General features: G+C 66.0%; 20 protein-coding genes. 4 read left to right on the forward strand and 16 right to left on the reverse strand.

All coding sequences use genetic code 11. The features are described from left to right. Nucleotides 1-134: 134 nt before the first annotated feature. Nucleotides 135-764, reverse strand: a complete 630-nt coding sequence (locus P8192_RS13150; RefSeq protein WP_278157461.1) for a winged helix-turn-helix domain-containing protein — start codon at nt 762-764, stop codon at nt 135-137. An 83-nt stretch (nt 765-847) separates the two neighbouring features. Between P8192_RS13150 and P8192_RS13155 the strand changes: the two genes are divergently transcribed. The 3 genes from P8192_RS13155 (at nt 848) to P8192_RS13165 (ending at nt 2,759) form a co-directional block, all read left to right on the forward strand. Then, the gene (locus P8192_RS13155; RefSeq protein WP_278157462.1) at nt 848-1,060 is read left to right on the forward strand and encodes a hypothetical protein; all 213 of its coding nucleotides are present in this window, start codon (nt 848-850) and stop codon (nt 1,058-1,060) included. A gap of 656 nt (nt 1,061-1,716) precedes the next feature. After that, a complete protein-coding gene (locus tag P8192_RS13160; protein ID WP_278157463.1) occupies nt 1,717-1,929 on the forward strand; it encodes a hypothetical protein in 213 nt (70 codons plus the stop codon). 251 nt (nt 1,930-2,180) lie between these two features. Next, nucleotides 2,181-2,759, forward strand: coding sequence for a polymer-forming cytoskeletal protein (locus P8192_RS13165; protein WP_278157464.1), 579 nt, complete (start codon nt 2,181-2,183; stop codon nt 2,757-2,759). Nucleotides 2,760-2,867: 108 nt separating this feature from the next. On the opposite strand, the gene P8192_RS13170 is transcribed toward P8192_RS13165, so the two are convergent. The 15 genes from P8192_RS13170 to P8192_RS13240 form a co-directional block, all read right to left on the reverse strand. Continuing rightward, the gene (locus P8192_RS13170) at nt 2,868-3,530 is read right to left on the reverse strand and encodes a 3-oxoacid CoA-transferase subunit B (protein ID WP_270107074.1); all 663 of its coding nucleotides are present in this window, start codon (nt 3,528-3,530) and stop codon (nt 2,868-2,870) included. A gap of 17 nt (nt 3,531-3,547) precedes the next feature. Then, nucleotides 3,548-4,294 (reverse strand): 3-oxoacid CoA-transferase subunit A, encoded by a 747-nt coding sequence (locus P8192_RS13175; RefSeq protein WP_278157465.1) that lies wholly within the window; start codon nt 4,292-4,294, stop codon nt 3,548-3,550. 50 nt (nt 4,295-4,344) lie between these two features. Then, complete coding sequence (locus tag P8192_RS13180; protein WP_431521116.1) at nt 4,345-5,550, reverse strand: thiolase family protein; 1,206 nt, start codon at nt 5,548-5,550, stop codon at nt 4,345-4,347. A gap of 57 nt (nt 5,551-5,607) precedes the next feature. Continuing rightward, nucleotides 5,608-6,066 (reverse strand): 4-carboxymuconolactone decarboxylase, encoded by a 459-nt coding sequence (pcaC, locus tag P8192_RS13185; RefSeq protein ID WP_270107072.1) that lies wholly within the window; start codon nt 6,064-6,066, stop codon nt 5,608-5,610. A gap of 33 nt (nt 6,067-6,099) precedes the next feature. Then, nucleotides 6,100-6,900, reverse strand: a complete 801-nt coding sequence (locus P8192_RS13190) for an alpha/beta fold hydrolase (protein ID WP_278157466.1) — start codon at nt 6,898-6,900, stop codon at nt 6,100-6,102. After that, on the reverse strand, nt 6,897-8,321 hold the full coding sequence (locus P8192_RS13195) for a lyase family protein (protein ID WP_278157467.1): 1,425 nt from the start codon (nt 8,319-8,321) through the stop codon (nt 6,897-6,899). Before P8192_RS13195 ends, P8192_RS13190 begins: the two co-directional genes overlap by 4 nt. A gap of 172 nt (nt 8,322-8,493) precedes the next feature. Further along, nucleotides 8,494-9,141, reverse strand: a complete 648-nt coding sequence (gene pcaG, locus P8192_RS13200) for a protocatechuate 3,4-dioxygenase subunit alpha (protein WP_278157468.1) — start codon at nt 9,139-9,141, stop codon at nt 8,494-8,496. Further along, on the reverse strand, nt 9,141-9,971 hold the full coding sequence (gene pcaH / locus P8192_RS13205; RefSeq protein WP_431521117.1) for a protocatechuate 3,4-dioxygenase subunit beta: 831 nt from the start codon (nt 9,969-9,971) through the stop codon (nt 9,141-9,143). The genes pcaG and pcaH overlap by 1 nt, the downstream gene beginning before the upstream one ends. A gap of 110 nt (nt 9,972-10,081) precedes the next feature. Next, nucleotides 10,082-11,290, reverse strand: coding sequence for a 4-hydroxybenzoate 3-monooxygenase (locus P8192_RS13210; protein WP_278157469.1), 1,209 nt, complete (start codon nt 11,288-11,290; stop codon nt 10,082-10,084). Between the two features lie 76 nt (nt 11,291-11,366). Beyond that, nucleotides 11,367-12,209 carry an IclR family transcriptional regulator gene (locus P8192_RS13215; protein ID WP_278157470.1) on the reverse strand — a complete coding sequence of 281 codons (843 nt, stop codon included), beginning with the start codon at nt 12,207-12,209 and terminating at the stop codon, nt 11,367-11,369. Between the two features lie 12 nt (nt 12,210-12,221). Further along, nucleotides 12,222-13,694, reverse strand: coding sequence for a dihydrolipoamide acetyltransferase family protein (locus P8192_RS13220; RefSeq protein ID WP_278157471.1), 1,473 nt, complete (start codon nt 13,692-13,694; stop codon nt 12,222-12,224). 38 nt (nt 13,695-13,732) lie between these two features. After that, nucleotides 13,733-14,719: an alpha-ketoacid dehydrogenase subunit beta gene (locus P8192_RS13225; protein ID WP_278157472.1), complete on the reverse strand. Its 987-nt coding sequence runs from the start codon at nt 14,717-14,719 to the stop codon at nt 13,733-13,735. Beyond that, the gene (locus tag P8192_RS13230; protein WP_278157473.1) at nt 14,716-15,891 is read right to left on the reverse strand and encodes a thiamine pyrophosphate-dependent enzyme; all 1,176 of its coding nucleotides are present in this window, start codon (nt 15,889-15,891) and stop codon (nt 14,716-14,718) included. The genes P8192_RS13225 and P8192_RS13230 overlap by 4 nt, the downstream gene beginning before the upstream one ends. A gap of 102 nt (nt 15,892-15,993) precedes the next feature. Further along, nucleotides 15,994-17,103 (reverse strand): histidinol-phosphate transaminase, encoded by a 1,110-nt coding sequence (locus P8192_RS13235; RefSeq protein WP_278157474.1) that lies wholly within the window; start codon nt 17,101-17,103, stop codon nt 15,994-15,996. A 46-nt stretch (nt 17,104-17,149) separates the two neighbouring features. Next, on the reverse strand, nt 17,150-17,857 hold the full coding sequence (locus P8192_RS13240; protein ID WP_278157475.1) for an IclR family transcriptional regulator: 708 nt from the start codon (nt 17,855-17,857) through the stop codon (nt 17,150-17,152). Nucleotides 17,858-18,018: 161 nt separating this feature from the next. On the opposite strand from P8192_RS13240, the gene P8192_RS13245 reads away from it, so the two are divergent. Continuing rightward, entirely contained in the window at nt 18,019-19,908 is a 1,890-nt protein-coding gene (locus tag P8192_RS13245) for an FAD-binding monooxygenase (protein WP_278157476.1), read from the forward strand. Nucleotides 19,909-19,940: the final 32 nt, after the last annotated feature.

Consider the following 19,940-nt stretch of genomic DNA (forward strand, 5'->3'; position numbering starts at 1 on the left):
AGTCGAATGGTCAAACGCTTTCCGCTTGCTCACAGCGCGATTCGGTTCCTTTCATCCGAGTAACCATCCACGTACTCTCGGAATGATCACTGTTTGAAATTTTACCGAAGTCTACGGACACGTTAGACCGCAGTTCACTCTGCGACGCCGGTCTCCAAGGGGAAGAGGCTGAGATAGATCCGGACACGTTGCGCCTGATCCGAGGCCGCAGCATTGGGTGCAGCCTCGGCGGCTTCGGTGTGCCGCTCCAGCACCTCCATTAGCTCTTGAGTGAGTGCTCGGGCCTGCTCGGGAGTCATCGTTGCCGTGCTGGTCGACAAAATAGATGCCTCTACCCATTCTTGCGGCGCCGAGTCCATGGTGGTCAGCCAGTGTCGCAGCTTTTCCGAACGATCCCGCACCTGCTCGTTGATCAACAGATTCATCGCCGGATCCGATCCCGAATCTCCCTGGATGAGGTGACGACGCAGGGAGTAACCAACGGGTTTCCACCAGCGCTCACGACCGGACCCTCGCTCTGTATCTTCTTCTACCAGCCCATGCTTTTCGAGCTGACGCAGGTGATAGCTCGTTTGGCCGGTGCTCTCATTGAGCTCCTCAGCCAGCCTGGTCGCGGTGGCTGATCCGTGGTCTGACAGGAAGGTGTACATCCGCATGCGCAGGGGGTGCGCAAAAGCCTTCATCGTCTTCGCATTCATCTGCAGATCAGACTCCCCCGGAAGCGCGTCATAGGGGTCTTGTACAGGGGTCTTGTCTTCAGCCATAAACAGAGGTACCTTTGCATAACAACCTTTGCAAAGGGTTCTTTGCAAAGTGATCTCTACACCAGTCTACGAAGGACCCCGCCATGACACACCCCCTCCATCCCCTGATCCCTTGGATTCCTCGGACCGCCTTGCTGATCCTAGCCATGTTCCTATGGTTCCTCGGAGCACCGGCCTGGTCGCTGATCTTGCTCGCCGTTGCCTTGATACACCTCGTCGGCGGTGCGCATCGAGCACAGATGGCGCCGCGCCACACGGTCGACTCTCTGGCATTGGCACGGGAAGCAGGACGCTGACCCGGCGCCCGTCGCCTTCACCATCACCATCAGGGCGCCGCGCCCCATCATCGGGCACGGTTCCACACGCTCGAGATCTGTGATACGTTTTTCTGTGGAACGCATCACACTTCACTGCGATTCCATCACCACATGCTCGGGTTTGATCTCGACGCTCTTCAGCTGGAAGGGCTCGAACAGCACCCAGAGCAAGAAAGCAGGGCAGATTCATGATGACAAAGGTCTTTTCCTAAAATTCCGCGAGGCTAGAGCCGTTGCTCTCGCCGCCGTGACGAGATGCGCGCACGCCGCCGTCTCACCTGCTCCCCCTGCTGACGTTATGACAGGACCCGATTTCGGGGACCTGAGCGGCATCCACCATCATGGTCCGTACTGCGGACGACGCTGGACCGCGCCCCAGACCGTCCCAGCCGACGAGTAGGCCTGTCTTCAGGTCACTGGCTCGCACCGTTCCTCGCATCCCGCTCCCTGCCACACCGCTCGTGTGTCCGGTGATCTCGCCCGGCACGTGACTCTTCCGAAACGCACACGCCGTGATGTCGTGCGCCCAATTTCGGAAAGGGGCTCGGTGATGGATCTCAGGGCTGGCTCTTCTGTGCCTTCATGCGGGTACACCACCAACCCTCCCTCTCCTGAACGAACAAAGGAATTTCATCGTGGGACATCTCCCCCGACGCTTATCCCTCTGGTCTGGCCGCCTGATCGCCCTCGGCATCGCCGCAGCACTGTGGATCCTCAGCGCACCGGCACTGTCGGTTCTGTTGCTGGCCACCGTCGTGCTGACGCTGAACTGTGGTCTGCCGCGCCCTGACATGGCGCCACGACGTGACGCCGATCTGATGGCGCTGGCTCGTGAAGCCGGTCGCTGACCAGAGGAAACGCATCCAGCAAACAGAACCGACTGTCCACCTCGACCAATGCGCATCACACCGGTGGGCGGCACCCTCCTCGCGAGGCTGTCGCCCGCCGGCGTTTCTCTGCACGGCGCCAACGCCGGTTGAGCACCGATTCGGTCTCATCGATTTCTCACCGTGCTCTCACAGCTGCTTCACGATGCCTGTTTATCTTCAAGGAGTCGCCGGAGATGTCCTCCGGGACATCTCCTTGAAAGGACCTAGCCATGAACAAGAGAAACGTCATTGCCGGTGCTGCCGTCGCTGCTCTGCTCTTGACCGCGACTCCCTCCCTCGCTGTGGCTGATGACAACGTCAGCCGCACGGGCAACTACACCGTGCCGGCAGGCAAAAAGATCGACGGAAACCTGACCGTGCGCAGCGGCACCGTCACCATCCGCGGCGAAGTCGACGGCAACGTCCGCCAGATCGGCTCCGGCTCCGTGGTGATCGCTAAAACCGGCAAGGTCGACGGCAACGTCAGCGAGAGCGGTGCCGGGAGCGTGACCACCTATGGCGAGGTCGATGGCAACATCTCCGAGGCTGATTCCGGCGACCTGAACGTCCGCGCCAGCGGCAAGGTAGACGGTAACGTCACTGAAAACGGTGCCGGCACCCTGCGCGTGTATGGCAAGGTCGACGGCAATGTCACCGAGAACGGTACCGGCCAGCTCTACCTGTTCAAGACCGCTCGTGTGGACGGCAACGTCACCGAGAAGAGCGACGGCAACCTCTTCGTCTACAAGGGCGCCAAGGTCGACGGCAAGATCTCCGAGAACGGCGCCGGCGTCCGCCGCAACCTCTGACCCCGTATCAGCCCTCACAACTCAATAACCCCAACGGCAACGGCCGGGCCGCGCAGTGATGCGCGACCCGGCCGACGTCGTTCACGGAGTAACCGTGATCTGGGGGGATCAGTCTTCGAGCAGCTCGAATTCGACGCCGCGGTGGGCGTCCTTCAGCTCATCGAAGGTGATGCCATGCAGCTCGCGGACCTTAACCACACCGGTCTCATCCAGCAACAGCACCGCTTTGTCGGAGTAGATGCGGGAGACGCAGCCCACACCGGTGAGCGGGAAGGTGCACTCGGGCAGCAGCTTCACGTCGCCCTTCTTGGTGAACAGGTCCATCATCACGTAGGTGTCTTTCGCACCGATAGCCAGGTCCATGGCCCCACCAACGGCAGGGATCGCCCCGGGCTTGCCGGTGGACCAGTTCGCCAGGTCGCCCTTGGCGGAGACCTGGTAGGCACCGAGCACGCAGACGTCCAAGTGGCCGCCGCGCATCATCGCGAACGAGTCAGCGTGATGGAAGTAACTGGCGCCCGGCAACTCGGTGACCGGGATCTTGCCGGCGTTGATCAGGTCTTCGTCGATCTGGTCGCCGGTGGCCTGCGGTCCCATGCCCAGCATGCCGTTTTCGGTGTGCAGGGTGACCCGCTTCTCGGCGTCCAGGTAATTCGACACCTTGGTGGGCTGGCCGATGCCGAGGTTGACGAACGAGTGGGGCTGAATGTCATCGGCGATGACCTTGGCCAGGGCGTCCTGGTCCAGCGGAGTATCAGTGATAGTTGCCATGGTGTCCTCTCCTCGCGTCAGTTCTGCTGTCCGGCGCTGGGGGCGCAGGGCTTGGGCTGTCCGGCAGCGACCGCGGCATCTTCTGCGCGCTGCTTCTCACCCGATGCGGTCGGGATGGTCACGATAGTGTCGGTGTAGATGCCCGGGGTCACCACGTTCTCCGGGTCCAGGCACCCCTCGACCACCTCGTCGACCTGCACAATCGTGTGCTCGGCTGCCGTGGCCATGACCGGGCCGAAGTTGCGGGCGGTCTTGCGGTAGCGCAGGTTGCCGTACGGGTCTGCCTGGTAGGCCTTGATCAGGGCGAAGTCGCCGCGAATCGGGTGTTCCAGCACGTAGTGTTTACCGTCGATCTCGCGAACTTCCTTGCCCTCGGCCAGCTCGGTGCCGTAGCCGGTGGGGCCGAAGAAGGCGCCGATGCCGGCACCGGCGGCGCGCATGCGCTCGGCCAGGTTGCCCTGGGGTACCAGCTCGAGCTCGATCTCGCCATTGCGGTACGCCTCATCGAAGTGCCACGAGTCGGACTGGCGGGGGAAAGAGCAGATGATCTTGGCGACGCGGCGTTCCTTGATGAGCAACGCAAGCCCGGCGTCGGCCTGGCCGGCGTTGTTGTTGACGACGGTCAGGTTGGTCGCGCCCGAGTCGAGCAGGGCGTCGATCAGCTCCATGGGCTGGCCGGCGTTGCCGAAACCACCAATGAGCACGGTGGAGTCATCGGTGATGCGGGAGACGGCTTCTTTTGCGGAATCTACGAATTCCAGCATGTGTCCTCCTGAAGGGGAATGGGGAGACCTGGGGGCCTCGTGGGTCTCGGTCAGCGGGCGGTGACATTCTCGATGACGACGGCGATGCCCTGGCCGACACCGATGCACAGCGCGGCCACGCCCCAGCGGTCGCCCGATTCCTCGAGTCGGCGCGCCAGGGTGCCCAGCACGCGGGTGCCGGAGGCGCCGAGCGGGTGGCCGATGGCGATGGCACCGCCCCAGGCGTTGACGATCTCCAGGTCCACGCCCCAAGCGTCGGTGCAGGTCAGTGACTGGGCTGCGAAGGCTTCATTAAGTTCCACAGCGGCGACGTCATCCCAGGTGATGCCGGCCCGCTTCAGCGCCAGGTTCGCGGCATCCACCGGGGCGTAGCCGAAGTACTGCGGCTCGTTGGCGGCGGTGGCGCGGCCGGCAATGCGGGCCAGAGGCTGCAGGCCGAGGATGTCGGCGCCCTTCTCGGATCCCAGCCAGGCGGCGGAGGCGCCGTCGTTCATGGGAGACGAATTGCCAGCAGTGACCATGCCGTTCTCCTTGCGGAACACGGTGCGCAGCCCGGACAGCGACTCGGCGGTGGAGTCGGGGCGGATGGTTTCATCTCGGGCCAGGTCGACGTCGGGAACCTGAACGGTGAGGTTGTCGTACTTGCCGGCCTCCCAGGCCTGGGCAGCGAGCTGGTGGGAGTTCGCGGCGAACTCGTCCATCCGCTCGCGGGTGATCCCGTACTTCTCGCGCAGCTGCTCGGTGGCCTCGCCGAGGGAGACGGTCCATTCCTTCGGCATATTCTTGTTGATCAGCCGCCAGCCCAGGGTAGTGTTGGCCAGCTCGAGGTTGTGCATGGGGAAGGGGCGCTCAGTCTTAGGCAGCACCCAGGGGGCACGTGACATGGATTCTGCGCCACCGACGAGCACGACGTCGGCTTCACCGGTGTTGATCTGGCGGGAGCCGATGATGGCGGCGTCGAGAGAGGATCCGCAGAGCCGGTTCACGGTGGTGCCGGGAATAGAGGTGTCGAGTCCGGCGAGCAGGGTGGCCATGCGAGCGACGTTGCGGTTCTCCTCGCCGGCGCCGTTGGCGTTGCCGAGGATCACCTCATCGACGCCGATGCCGTTGTCGGCCAGGGCCGGGGCACGCTTCACGGATTCGCCGACCATCAGGGCCGCCAGGTCGTCGGGTCGGGTCTTGGCCAGGGCGCCACCCACCTTGCCGAAGGGGGTGCGGACGGCGTCGTAAATATATGCGTCGGTCAATTCGGTCATCGGGCCGATCCTTTCAGGAGGAGACGAGGGAAAGACAGGGGGCGAAGGAGGTGCAGGTCAGAGTTCTTTGCCGGCGGCGAGGTCCTCGTCCACCTGGGCGAAGACCTCCTGGGCGAGTTTGAACGCTACGTTGGCGGCGGGCACGGAGGAGTAGATGGCGGTCTGGAGCAGGATCTCTTTGATTTCCTCGCGGCTCAGGCCGTTGCGCAGGGCGGCGCGCAGGTGCATGGCGCACTCTTCCCAGTACCCGCCGGAGACCATGGCGGAGATGGTCACCGCTGATCGCATGCGGCGGTCGAGGCCGGGGCGGGTCCAGATGGTGCCCCAGGCGTACCGGGTGATGAGGTTCTGGAAGTCCTCAGTGGTCTCGTCTTTTTTGGACTCGGCGCGGTCGACGTGGGCGTTGCCGAGCACTTCACGGCGGACCTCCATGCCGGCGTCGTAGACCTCTTGGGAGGTGCGGTCCATCTGGTGGCCGACGGGGGTCTGCGCGTCGGCGGGGTTCTGCTCAGTCATGCGGTGGGTGCTCTTCTCTGTGTCTATCTCGGGTCAGGCGAAGCGGGTACGCAGCAGCTCGGCCACGGCCTCGGGCTTCTCGACGGGTGCCTGGTGGGCCACGCCGTCGACGACCTCGGCGGTGCCGTGCTGGACGTTCTCGGCGATGAAGGCGCCGTCGTCCACCGAGCAGACCTGATCATCGCTGCCCTGGATGGAGACGATCGGAGTGGAAATCTCACCAAGGCGCTCGCGCACGTCAAAACCGGCAAGGGCCTCGCACAGGCGGGCGTAGGAGTGCCGGTCGGCATCCTGCAGGGTGTGCAGCAGGGTGGTGGCCCGGGTGGGCTGGGCCTCGATGAACCCTTCGGCGAACCAGCGGGCAGCGGAGCCAGCGACCATGGTGGGGGTGCCGGCCTTCTCCACGAGTTCGGCGCGTTCCTTCCATGAGGCAGGCTCTCCGATTTTCGCACCGGTGCAGATGGGGGCGATGCCGTCGAAGAGGTCGCCGTGGTCGAGCCCGAGCTGCAGGGCGACCGCGCCGTTGATAGAGACGCCGGCGTAGTAGACCTTCGCGCCGGCGGCGATGGACCCGGTCTCGTGCTGGGAGCGCACCAGGTCGGCCACCGCCTGGGCCAGGTCGCTGATGGACAGCTCGTCGGTGTGGGCCGGGGAGGCGTCGTGACCGGGCAGGTCCCAGCCCACCACGTGGAAGCGGTCGGTGAGCTGCTGGGCGGTTTCGCCCCAGAGCCCCTGGACACCGGTGCCCAGTCCGGCGCCGACGAACAGCACGTCCTTCACGGTGTCGGCGGGGGCGTCGTTCAGGCGCAGGGCGGTGATCTGGGGGACGGTCATGCTCGGCTCCATTCCTCATATTCGGCGGTGAGGCGATCCACCAGGGTGGCGGCTTCGCCGGTGTATTGGGCGACGTCGAGCAGATCGGCCAGCTCGGCGTCGGAGACCGTATCCGGGGTGATCTCGCGCAGCAAGACGGCGAAGTCGGCCCCCTCGGCCAGCGACCGATCCACCACCTCTTGGATGCGGGACTTGCCCGCCCCGGCCTCACCGGCGGCGGCATCGATGACCGGGGCCAGCTCGGCCATGATGCGCTCGGAGACCAGCAGCGGGCCGGTGCGTTCCAGGTTGTGCCGCATGGCATCGGTGTGCACGCGCAGCCCGGAGGCCAGCTCGGTGGTCATCTGGGTGGCCCCGCCGGCCAGCCGCAGCAGCTGGCGCAGGGCCGGCCACTCGGTGTGCCAGGCGCCGTCGGGACGCTCCTCATTCGCAGCACCGGCACCGGTGTAGAGCTGGGCGAGCAGCCCGGGGGCCGAGAGCGCGGCGGAGTGGATGAGCACGGAGAGCACGGGGTTCTGCTTGTGCGGCATGGCCGAGGAGCCGCCACGACCTTCCGCCAGGGGCTCGCCGAGTTCGCCGTTCTCGATGCGGGCGGAAATCAGCACATCGTTGGCGATCTTGCCGCAGGCCACCACGGTGTCGGCCAGCGCGGAACCCAGGCGGGTGACCACCAGGCGGTTGGTGTCCCAAGGGGCGGGCGGGGCCTGCAGGCCCAGCTTTTCGGCGAGGCGGTCAACCAGGTCGAAGACGGTGATGCCGGCGTCGAGTCGGCCGGTGCGGTGGGCCCGGGCCACCCGGCCGGAGAGGTTGGCCATGGTTCCGGCGGCGCCACCCCACTGCACGGGCAGCTGGGCGGAGGCTTGCTCGAGGTGCTGGCCGGCCTGCGCGAGTCCGGCGGCCCAGCCGGCCACTCGCAGCCCGAAGGTGGAGGGCAGCGAATGCTGGGCCAGGGAGCGGGCCACCATGGGAGTCTCGCGGTGTGTGCGGGCCAGCTCGATCAGCGCGGCGACGGCGGTCTTGATATCGGTCAGGATCGAGGCGGAGACCCGGGAGGACATCACCATCAGAGCGGTGTCGATAATGTCCTGGCTGGTGGCCCCCATGTGCAGCGACGTCGAGGCGCTGCCCACGCGGGAGCGCATGGCCTTGAGCACCGGGATCAACGGGTTGCCGCCACCCTGGGCCTCGCGGGCCAGGGCGACGAGATCATAACTAGCAGGATCCGTGGCCGAACGGGCGGCTTCGGCCTGTTCAACGGAGACCACGCCGACGTCGGCCAGCACCTCGGTCCAGCAGGCTTCGACGTCGAGCAGGGTTTTCAGGAAGGAGTGATCGGAGGTCATCCCGGCCACGACGGAAGCGGCCCATCCGGGGTTGAGCAACCCGGCGTCCACGGATGCGGATGAGGGATGATCGATCATGTCGAGCGCGGCTCCTGTGCAACCGATTTCATCGTGGTTTCCCACAGGGTATCGGTCATCGTTGGGGTCTGATGTGTCCAAGGGTAGCGTGTTGGCGCACACGCGGGCGCGGCGGGCCGGTCACAGCCTGTCATCTTGAACGAGGCTGCGACCGACCCGCCGGGCGGCAGTGTCAGTCGTGCACCGGGTATTCGATACCGGGGAACTCCAGGAACACCGTCTCCTTGTCGGCGTGCTCGCCGGTCGCCTGGATCCAGACGTCGAAGTGCAGTGCACCCTCGTCGTCACGCCGGGCGATCAGGGTCTGACGCCGGGTCTCATCGAGCGAGCTCAGCAGCGGATCCTGGGCCAGTGCGGCTTCGTCGTCGGGAAGGTAGATCCGGGTGTGCAGCTTGTTCAGCAGACCGCGGGCAAAGATCACCAGGTGGATGAACGGCGCCTTGCCCTCTTCGGTGGCTCCGGGGTTCACGGTGGAGAAGGTGTAGGTGCCCTCGTTGTCCACGGTGCCGCGGCCCCAGCCGGTGAAGGTGAAGCCGTCACGCACCAGCGAGCCCGACTTCTGCGGGATCTCACCGTTCTCGTCGGCCTGCCAGATCTCCAGCATGGCGTCCGGAATGGGGTCGCCGTTGCCGTCGTACACGGTACCGGTAAGGCGCACGGCATTCGGGTGGGCGGGATTGATCAGCAGGTTGCCGTCGCGCCAGGGCAGGTGCACCTGCTCGTAGCCGGAAGCGTAGCCGAAGAACGGGCCAATGGTCTGTCCCGGGGTGGGGAACAGCTTGCCGTTGGCCATCCGCTCGGTGGTCTCATCGATGCGCATCAGTGATCCCCCTCTTCATCTTCCATCCAGGTGCGGTTCGAGCCGGTCAGCACGATGTCGAAGGTGTAGCCGGTGTTCCACTCGTGGCTGGTGACCGAGTGGTCATAGGTGCCCACCAGGCGGTCGCGCGCCTTCTGGTCGGTGATGCCCTGGTAGATCGGATCCAGCGCGAACAGCGGATCGCCCGGGAAGTACATCTGGGTGATCATCCGCTGAGTGAAGTCGGTGCCGAACAGCGAGAAATGGATGTGAGCCGGGCGCCACGCGTTGTGGTGGTTCTTCCACGGGTAGGGTGCCGGCTTGATGGTGGTGAACTCGTAGGAGCCGTCGTCACCGGTGATGGTGCGGCCGACTCCGGCGAAGTTCGGGTCCAGCGGGGCCGGGTGCTGGTCGCGCTTATGCACGTAACGACCGGCGGCGTTGGCCTGCCAGATCTCCACGAGCTGGCCGCGCACGGGGCGGCCGTCGCCATCGAGAACGCGACCGCGGACCTTGATGCGCTCACCGATCGGCTCGCCATTGCCCTGGATGGTCAGGTCCGATTCCAGAGTGTGCACGTCACGGTGACCAAAAGCAGGGGACCACAGTTCGATGGTCTCCGGGTCGGTGTGGTGCATGTTCTTGGTGGGGTGACGGAACACGGAGGACTTGTACGGCGGGTAGTTCAGCCGTGGCTGGGTCTCCCCCGACGTCGTCGCTGCGATGTCGTTGATCTGCTGGGTGATGCTCTCCTGGGAGTCCTGCGTGGCGGCAGGGTCCAGCACGTGGCTGTTGTTGAAGGTCTCCTCAACGGAGGTGTCTTGACTCACGGGCTGCTCCTTTCTACTCATGACTCGGTGCGGGTGCGGTGCGCGAGTGGTGGTTCTTTCAGTGTGACGTGGGATACGCCGCCCGTCATCACGATTCTCATCTGGCGAGAATCGCATGAGATCAGTCACACTCAGGGGCGGGAGTTGGGCCAGCCAGTGTAACACTCGGCCAGGTACTGACGGCCGTAGACCGAGGAGGTCACGGACTCCAGGTCACCCAGGGAACGGCGGGTGGAGAAGGGGTTCTCCTCGGCGGTGGTGTGCAGCATGGTGGTCATCCAGTACGAGAAGTTCTGGGCTTTCCAGACCCGACGCAACGCGGTGTCGGAGTAGGAATCCAGCAGTGCCCGGGAGCCGGTGGAGTAAAACGAATCGAGCGCTTCGAAGAGCACCCGGACGTCGGCAAAGGCCAGGTTGAGGCCCTTCGCACCGGTGGGCGGCACGGTGTGGGCGGCGTCGCCGGCCAAGAACAGATTCCCGTGGCTCATCGGCTCGCGGACGAAGGAGCGGAACGGCAGCACCGTTTTGTCGAAAATCGGGCCGGTCTTGAGCTCGAAGCCGTCGGGGCCGGCCACGCGGGACTGCAGTTCATCCCAGATCCGGTCCTCGGACCAATCGTCCACGTTGGTGTTCGGGTCGCATTGGAAGTACATGCGCTGCACCGTTTCGGAGCGCTGGGAAATCAGGGCGAAGCCGCGCGGGGAGTTGGCGTAAATCAGCTCGGGGAAGGATTTCGGCGCCTCGCAGAGAATGCCGAACCAGGCGAAGGGGTATTCGGTGGTGAAATCCTGATGGCCGGGCTCATCGCGCACGGCGCGACGGCAGAAGGACCGGGACCCGTCCGCCCCGACCAGGACGTCGCAGTGCACTTCCTGCAGCGCGTCCGGGTCGGCCCCTTCGGCCACGGAGCGGTAGCGGAATTTCGGGGTGTCGGTTTTCAGGTCAAAGATCTCGGTGACTTCGGATTCGTAGCGCACGTCGCCGCCGTCACGGGCGCGGGCCGCGGCGAGGTCAATGAAGACCTCGTTCTGAGCGTAGAGGGTGACGGTGGCGTCGACCAGCTCCGGGAAGTTCAGCAGGTGCGACTCCCCCTTGAACCGCAGGTTGATGCCCTCGTGCTCGTCACCGACGGTGAGGACGCGACCGTCAACACCGGTGTCGGTGAGCATGGCCACGCTAGGTTGCTCCAGGATGCCGGCGCGGTGAGTGTTAGCGATCGTGTCGTGGTCACGCGATTCGATGACGACGTTGCTGATGCCCTGCTTGGCCAGCAGGTGCGAGAGCATGAGCCCGGCGGGGCCGCCGCCCACGATGCCGACCTGGGTGCGAGTGACGTTCATGAGCCTGCCTTTCACAGCGTTGCTTTCTCGTCTTCAGTGTGATGCAGCTTACCCGGCCGCGCACCCGGTTTCTTACTCAGTGAGAATCGTTGTTCTGGGCCAGGGTGCGGGTGATGCCGCGGGCGGCGGCCATGAGCATGGGTGCCAATCCGGGGGCGAGCTCGGAGTGGGCGGGCACGACGACGCCGAGGGCGGCCACGGTATCTCGGCCGACCGCGTCAGGGAGCACGCCAGCGGCGCCGACGGCGGTGCGGTGGGACAGCTCGATGGGCACGGCCACGCCGGTAGTGTCGACATCGAGGCGGCCGTGCACGGTGGCGTAGCCGGTGCGGCGCACCTCGGCCAGCAGGGCGCGCAGCTCGGGTTCGGTGGGGTTGACCACGCCGACGGCGGTGCCGTGTTCGCCGGCCGGGCGGCGTACCGGCATGCCCAGGCGGTGCTGGTGGCGCTCGATCAGGGTTTCGGCGATGTGCGGGCGGGAAAACGCCAGCAGGGTGAGTCCCATGGAGGTGGTGAACAAGGGCAGCCGCCCCGCCACAGTCGCTTGGTTGGCTACGGCCCCGCGCGCGGAGAGCCGCTCGAGCACGAGCACACCGTCGTCGTCGAGCACCGCCAACTGGGTGTGTTGGCGCAGCACCGCGTGGACGTCGTCGAGGTAGGGCATGGCGGCGGCGCGCAGCGAAGAGGTGGGCGAGGAGCGCGCGGCCAGCTCCCACAGCCGCAACCCGGGGCCCACCGTGCCGTCTCGGTGGCGACGCAGCAGCCCGGAGCCGTGCAGCCGCTCCACCCAGCGATACGCCGTGGGCAGCGGCAGATCCGCTCGCACGGCCAGCTCCGCCACCGTGAGTTGCGGCGCGGTGGCGTCGAAGGCCTCGAGGATCCGGATCAGCCGGTCCAGAGTGGTGTCGGGGGCGGTCATGGTCGCAGCGGCTCAGTCGAGCAGCAGAGCCGGCTCCTCCATGATCGCAGCCACGTCCGCCATGAACCGGGCGGAGAGGTCTCCGTCTACCACACGGTGGTCGAAGGATCCGCCCAGGGTGGTGATCCAACGCGGGATGACCTCCCCGGAGACCACCCAGGGTTTCTGCCGGATGGTGCCGAAGGCGACGATAGCCACTTCCCCGGGGTTAAGGATGGGGGTGCCGGTGTCAATGCCTAGGGCGCCGATGTTGGTGATGGAGATGGTGCCGTCAGACATGTCGGCGGGCTGCATCTTGCCGTCGCGGGCGCGCTTGGTCAGCGTGGAGAGCGCGTGGGCGAGCTCGCGCAGCGACATCTCGTGGGCGTTCTTGATGTTGGGCACCAGCAGCCCACGCGGGGTGGCGGCGGCGATGCCGAGGTTCATGTAGTGCTTGACGAGGATCTCTTCGTCGGTCCACGAGGCGTTGACGTGCGGATTCCGCGCCGCGGCCCAGATCACCGCTTTGGCCAGGATCAGCAGCGGGGTGACCTTCACGCCCTCGAAGTCGGGGTTGTCTTTGAGCCGCTTGACGAATTCCATGGTGCGGGTGGCGTCGACGTCGACGTAGATGGAGACGTGCGGAGCTTCCGTGTAGGACTTCACCATCGCCTTCGCGGTGGCCTTGCGCACCCCCTTGACCTTGATCCGCTCGGTGCGCTGGGCATTATCCCCGGTGTCGGGCATCCAGAAACCGGCGGACTGCTCGATGTAGGTGTCGCGCTCCTTGAGGTAATTCTCGACGTCGGTGCGGGTGACCTCGCCGTAGGCGCCGGTGGGGGTGACCTGGGTGAGGTCGACGCCGAGCTCCTTGGCGATCCGGCGCACTGGCGGCTTGGCGAGCACCCGCTGCCAGAGTCCGGCCACTTCCGCAGTGCGTTCGCGGACATTGGTGACCAGCTTGTTCGCCGGGCGAGCGGGTGCCGCGAGTGCCGGTGCGGGCTCGGGTTCGGGCTCGGGCTCGGGTTCGGCCGGCGGGGTTGGCTGAACAGGTGCAGCTGGCTGGGCCAACGCAGCGGGCGCGGCAGTGCTGACGCGACGACGGCGACCGGCGCGGTCGGCCACCGGGCCGGAGCCCACCAGGGCCTCGGACTCGTTGGATGCTGGTGGTTCCGGCTCCGGTTCCACCTCGTCTTGGGCCGTCTCCGCATCGTCGGGACCCACCTGCGCGGCGGCCGCGGTTCCGGAGTCAGCGTCGGTGTCCGGTGAATCAGCAGTAGCAATGCCGATCAGGGGCTCACCCACGTTGAGGGTCTGGCCTTCTTCGGCGAAGCGCTGCACCACGGTGCCGGCGTAGGGGCTGGGCAACTCGACCAGGGACTTCGCCGTCTCGATCTCCACGAGCACGTCGTTGACCGCAACCGTATCGCCCACGTTCACGCGCCACTCGGCGATGTCGGCCTCGGTGAGACCCTCGCCGACGTCGGGAAGGTTGAAAATCTCCATGTGAGCTATCTCTTCTCTGCTCGCTGCGTCCGGGGTGGTCAGTAGGTGAACAAGCGGTCGACGGCGTCGAGAATCTTGTCCAGATCGGGCAAGTACTGCTCCTCCACCCGGGAAGGCGGGTAGGGCAGGTGGAAGCCGCCGACCCGCAGGATCGGGGCCTCCAGTGCCAGGAAAGCGCGTTCGGTGAGCCGGGCGCTGATCTCCCCGCCGAGTCCGCCGAAGGTCGGGGCCTCATGGGCCACCACCATGCGGCCGGTCTTACGCAACGAGGTTTCCAGGGCGTCAAAGTCGATGGGTGAGAGCGATCGCAGGTCGATCACCTCGAGCTGGCGGCCCTCAGCGGCTGCCGTCTCGGCCGCGGCCAGGGCCACCGGAACCAGCGGGCCCCAGGCCACCACGGTGGCGTCGGTGCCGCGGCGCACCACCTGAGCGATGAACGGATTGTCGGCGGCGCCCGGGTTCTCGCGGTCCACCTCGCCCTTGAGCCAGTACCGGCGCTTGGGTTCGAAGATGATCACCGGATCTTGGGACTGGATGCCCTTGCGAGTCAGCCAGTACGCATCATGCGCGGAGGACGGGGTGAGGATGCGCAACCCCGCGGTGTGGGCGAACAGTGCTTCCGGTGACTCCGAATGGTGCTCCACCGAGCCGATGCCGCCGCCGTACGGGATGCGGATGGTCACCGGGACCTGCCGGGTGCCCGCGGTGCGTGCCCGCATTTTCGCCAGCTGCGTGGTGATCTGGTTGAACCCGGGGAACACGAAACCGTCGAACTGGATCTCTGCCACCGGGCGGTAGCCGCGCATGGCCAGGCCGATGGACGTGCCGATAATGCCGGATTCGGCCAGCGGGGAATCCACCACGCGCTGCGCACCAAACTCGGCTTTCAGACCCTCGGTCACCCGGTAGACCCCGCCCAGGGAGCCGATATCTTCACCGAGCAGCATGGTTTTGTCATCGGCGCGCAGCTCGTCGGCCAGGCCGGCGGTAATCGCCTTGGCGATGGTGAGCTTCTCGGTGCTCATCGGTTCTCCCCCTCGGTCTCGGCGAATCCGGCTTCCCAGGTGTGGTGCCAGGCCCGCTCGGCCTCCACCAGGGGGTGCGGTTCGGCGTAGGCGTGGGCGAACACGTCGTCGAGCGCCGGGATGGTCTCGGCGGTCATGGATACCACCGCCTGCCGGGTTTGCGCGGCCAGATCTTCGGCTTCCTCGTCGACGGCGGAGAAGAAGGCGTCGTCGCCGAGGTCCTGGGCCGTCAGGTAGCTGCGCATCCGGGTGATCGGGTCCAGGGCCGACCAGCTCTGTTCTTCGTCCCGACCGCGATATTTAGTGGGGTCATCCGCGGTGGTGTGCGCGCCCATGCGATAGGTGTGCGCCTCCACGAGCACGGGACCGGTGCCAGAGCGGGCTTGCTCTGCAGCCCAAGCGGTCACGGCGTACGTGGCCAGCGGGTCGTTGCCGTCCACGGTGACGCCGTCGAACCCATAGCCGGCGGCACGACGGGCGATCGGCACGCGTGACTGCACCTCGAAGGGCACCGAAATGGCCCAGTGGTTGTTCTGGCAGAAGAAAACGACGGGCGCATCGTAAGACGCAGCGAACACCATCGACTCGTGAATATCACCCTCGGAGGAAGCGCCGTCGCCAAAGCAGGCCAGCACCACTTCACCGTTCTCGGCGCGCTGCTGCGAGGTCCAGTCGCACTGGTCCAGCCCCACCCCCCAGGCGTAGCCGGTGGCGTGCAGCGCCTGGGCGGCGAGCACCAGCGTGTAGGGGTGCACCCGGTAGTCCTGGGCGTTCCAGCCGGAGTGGGCGGCACCGCGGAAGAGCAGCAACAGCTCGCGCGGAGTGACCCCCCGACCCAGGGCCATGGCGTGCTCACGATAGGTGGGGAAAATCCAGTCCTGCGGGGCCAGCGCGGCCAAAGCACCCGCCTGGGCACCCTCCTGTCCGGACGACGGAACCCAAAGCACCAGCTGACCCTGGCGCTGCAGCGCGGTCGCCTCCTGGTCCACACGGCGGGTGGTGACCATGGTGCGGTAGATGTTCTGTGCCGCCTCGGTATTCAAGCGCTGCAGATACGGCAGGAACCGCTCGGAGGCCTCGTTGAGCGCGGACGGCGGCGCGCCCTGCGGGGTCATCAGCTGCACGGCCTCAGGGGGCAGCGGCTGGGGCACAGTCTGTGCGTCGGACACCATCAGTTCCTTCCTCGCCGAAGAGCGCGGGGGTTCCCGCCGGCATCCTCCAGCTTAACCGTCTTCTCCCCCTCCGCGGTCGAGCATCACGTGATGTTGCCGACCTCAGCGGACGCCGAACTCACTCATCATCCGCAGCAGACGATCGTTCGCTTCGACTTCGCCCACCGACACCCGGGCGCCCTCGGTACCGAATCCGCGCACCGACAACGCCTGAGATCCGGCGGTGTCCACCAATTCCGGGGTGCGCTCGCCCAGCGGCAGCCAGAAGAAGTTGCCTTCCGATTGAGGCACCTCGAAGCCGAGTTCCCGCAGCGAGGCGACAACACGCTCGCGCTCATCCACCACCCGCTGCACGCGTTCCTGCACCTCGTCGAGATGATCCAGCGACGCCATCGCGGCTTGTTCCGCGAGCGAGGACACAGCGAAGGGGGTGGCCATCACGCGCAGGTACTGGGTGATCTCGGGCCGGGAGATGGAGTAGCCGACCCGCAGGTTCGCCAGGCCGTGGGCCTTGGAGAAAGTACGCAGCACGACGACGTTGGGGTACCGGCGGTACACGTCCACCCCGTCGACAGCGTCGGAGGCGCGGTTGAATTCGATGTAAGCCTCGTCGATGACAACCATGATGTGCGGTGGCACGGTGGCCAGGAAACCCTCCACCTCGGCGGTGCTCAGCGAGGGCCCGGTGGGGTTGTTCGGAGTGCACAGCAGGATCACGCGGGTGCGATCGGTGATGGCCGCGGTCATGGCTTTCAGATCGTGGCGGTGGTCCGCGGTAAGCGGGACCTGTACGTCCTGGGCCCCGGCGGCACGCACCACGATCGGGTAGGCCTCAAACGAGCGCCAGGCGAAGATGACCTCGTCCTTCTGACCGTCCTCGCCCGCCCCGGCGAAGGTGGAAATGATTTGCATCAGCGCCCCCAGGGAGCCGGCGCCGGCCACGACGTCGTCGGGCTCGACCCCAAAAGTTTCACCGATGCGCCCCCGCAGCGCGGAGCAGGTGGTCTCCGGGTACCGGCAGGTCTGACCCGACTCCGCGTAGCGGCGAATCACGTCCACCACGGCCGGCACCGGGCCGAAGGGGTTCTCGTTCGAGGAGAGCTTGTAGGCGGTGAGTCCCTCGATCACGGCGGGGGGCTTACCAGCAGCGTAGGGCGGCATCTGCCCCAGCACCGGGCGCGGGTAGACGGCATCAGTGGTGGAAGTGCTCATGAGACCAGAGTAATGCCCGTCACAATAACTGACCAGTTGGTCAGGCTCAGGAGTGATCGCCGAGGCGGGCGCGCACTTGTTCGGCACCTCGATGCAATCGGGCGGCCACGGCCTCGATGTCCTTGTCTTGGGTCGGATACACGACGGCGAGCGCAGCGGGTAGTTGCCCCGGCATCTGCAACGGCACCGCAATGGCCGAAACCCCCGGGATCACCTCATTGCCGGAGGTGGCGTAGCCGGTCTCGCGCATGCGCTCCAGGCGTTCCAGCCGCTCCGCATCGAGGTTCATCTCGGTCACCGCAGCCTCGTCGAGCTGGCTGAGCACCACGAGTCCAGGTGCCCCGCGCTCCAGGGGGTGACGAGTGCCGGGGCGCTGGGTCACCGCGTGCGCCCGAGCCGGCTCCACGGTCACCAGGGTGTAGCAGTCGCCATGCTCGGCGACCGCAATAAAAGCGGACATGTCCAGCTCGTTAGCCACCTCGGTGAGCACCGGCAGTGCTGCCGCCTGCACGCTAGATTCCACCGCCAGAGCCAGGGGTGCCAAGCCAATACCGGGGCGAATCCGACCAGTGTCATCCCGACGCAGCAGCGCCTCCTGCTCCAATGTGCGCAAAATCCGGTAGACGATCGAACGGTGCACGCCCATCTGCTCGGAGACCTCGGCAATGGTGGGCGCGACGGGCGCCTCGGCGACCAGCTTCAGCAGTCGCACCCCGCGAGCCAGGGTCTGGGAAGGTGCGGCGTTCGCGCTCATGAGGGCTCCTTGGTTCACGACAGGTCGGTGGTCAGCATGTGAGATCGCCACAAGGCCTTGTGATCGCGATCACGTGACGGTACTCTCATCAGTAATGTTCTTTAGTAGAACACAGTGTTCAACTATAGAACAACCCCTTCGATCTCAGGAGCGCACCAACCATGCATTTCCACCACCAGGGCTATGTCTCCACCGACCCGCGCATCAAACCGGCGGCCGGGACGGGCCTGGATCGACCCGAAGAGCTTCCCGACGAGATGGACGTGCTGATCGTCGGCACCGGCCCCGGCGGCATGTCCACGGCCGCCACTTTGGCCGCCTACCCCGAGGTGCACACCCGGATCATCGATCGTCGCCCCCACCGCCTGGAGATCGGTCAGGCCGACGGCATCCAGGCCCGTTCGGTCGAGACCTTCCAGGCCTTCGGCTTCGCCGAGCGCATCATCTCCGAGGCCTACTGGCTGACTGAGATGAACTTCTGGAAGCCGAACCCCGAGAACCCGCGGGAGATCTACCGTTCGGCCCGCACCCCGGATGACCCGGAGGGTGTGTCCGAATTCCCGCACCTGATTGTCAACCAGGCCCGCGTGCTCGACTACTTCGCCGAGGCTGCCTATAACGCCCCCACCCGGCTCACCCCTGATTTCGGCTACGAGTTCGTCTCCCTGGAGATCGATCGCAGCCAGGAGTACCCGGTCGCCGCCACCTTGCGCTGCACCGCCGGCGAACGCGAAGGCGATGAGCGTGTGGTGCGCACCAAGTACCTGGTGGGGGCCGATGGCGCCCGGTCCAAGGTCCGCGACGGCATCGGCCGCAAAGCTATCGGAGACGTCGCCAACCACGCCTGGGGTGTGCTCGACATCCTGGCCGACACCGATTTCCCGGACATCCGCACCAAGTGCGCCATCCAGTCCCACGACGGCGGCTCCATCCTGCTCATCCCCCGCGAGGGCGGGCACCTGTTCCGGCTCTACGTCGACCTCGGCGAAGTGTCCCAGGACGACAACCGCGCCGTCCGCAACACTCCGCACGACGAGATCGTGGCGCGTGCCAACAAGATCATGCACCCCTACACGGTGGAGGTGAAGGAGACCGCTTGGTGGTCCGTCTACGAGGTCGGCCACCGCGTCACCGACAAGTTCGACGACGTCGCCGAGGGCGAGGAAGACACCGTCACCCCGCGGGTCTTCATCACCGGCGACGCCTGCCACACCCACTCCGCCAAGGCCGGCCAGGGCATGAACGTGTCCATGCAGGACGGTTTCAACGTGGGATGGAAACTGGGCCAGGTGCTCTCCGGGCGCTCCGCCGAATCGCTGCTGCACACCTACTCCGGTGAGCGTCAGGAGATCGCGCAGAACCTCATCGATTTCGATAAGGAGTGGTCGTCGCTGATGGCCGCGAAGCCGGAGGACCTACCGGAGCCCTCCTATTTGGAGGACTTCTACATGAAGACGGCTGAATTTCCCGCCGGGTTCATGACGGAGTACAAGCCCTCCGAGCTGACCCTGGGCACCGAGCACCAGGAGCTAGCCACCGGATTCCCGGTCGGCAAGCGGTTCAAGTCGGCCCGGGTAGCCCGAGTGTCCGACACCAACCCGCTGCACCTGGGGCACCTGGCCGAGGCCGACGGTCGCTGGCGGATCTACGTCTTCGCCGACGCTCCGGCACCCACCGAAGACTCGCAGGTCAACGACCTGGCTCGCTGGCTGGCCGAGGATCCGGCCTCACCGGTGGCGAAGTACACTCGGGCCGGCACGGATGACGATTCGCTGTTCGATCTGAAAGTGATCTACCAGCAGTCCCACCATGACCTGCAGACCACCGACGTCCCGGAGGTGTTTCGCCCGCGGGTGGGTCCGTTCCGGCTGGAGAACCGGAACAAGATCTTCGGCACGCTCGCCGACGACGACATTTTCGAAGCCCGCGGCATCTCCCGCGACGGCGCCATCGTGGTAGTCCGCCCGGACCAGTACGTCTCCGCGGTGCTGCCACTAAGCGCCCACGATGAACTCGCCGGGTTCTTCGACGGCGTGCTGGTCGAGGGCTGATCCACCACCACTTGCCGTGGGGCCGGTCAGCC

It is taken from the genome of Citricoccus muralis, assembly GCF_029637705.1.
Taxonomy (GTDB): Bacteria; Actinomycetota; Actinomycetes; order Actinomycetales; family Micrococcaceae; genus CmP2.